Origin of the sequence: Stenotrophomonas sp. HMWF003, assembly GCF_003061285.1 — a bacterium.
In the GTDB taxonomy this organism is placed as follows: domain Bacteria; phylum Pseudomonadota; class Gammaproteobacteria; order Xanthomonadales; family Xanthomonadaceae; genus Stenotrophomonas; species Stenotrophomonas maltophilia_AP.
On sequence record NZ_QAIW01000462.1, the window covers coordinates 13,095 to 13,422 of the forward strand.

Here is a 328-nt window from a genome sequence, read left to right on the forward strand (position 1 = left end):
TGCGCCACCGCCGCGAACGCCATCAACCCGTACGAGGCCAGCGTGCTGTCATTGCTGCTGCCGCGATAGTAGCTGTAGGCGGCCAGCGCCAGCAGCAGGATGGCGGTGCGGCGGATCCACAGCACCCGCGAGGCCACGTCGGCCGCCTCCTGGTGGTCGCCACTGCGGCGCAGCAGCACCGGCATCACCAGGTCGTTGCTGACCATGGTGGCCAGCGCGATGGAGGCCACGATGACCATGCCGGTGGCCGCCGAGAAGCCGCCCACGTAGGCCACCAGCGCCAGGAACTTGCGGCCCTCGGCCAGCGGCAGGGCCAGCACCATGCTGT

At 70.4% G+C, this 328-nt stretch carries 1 protein-coding gene; it reads right to left on the reverse strand.

Annotation, left to right across the window (positions count from 1 at the left end; all coding sequences use genetic code 11):
• The coding region (locus DBR34_RS24405) for a hypothetical protein (protein ID WP_258224213.1) at nt 1-328 on the reverse strand (328 nt) is incomplete at both ends.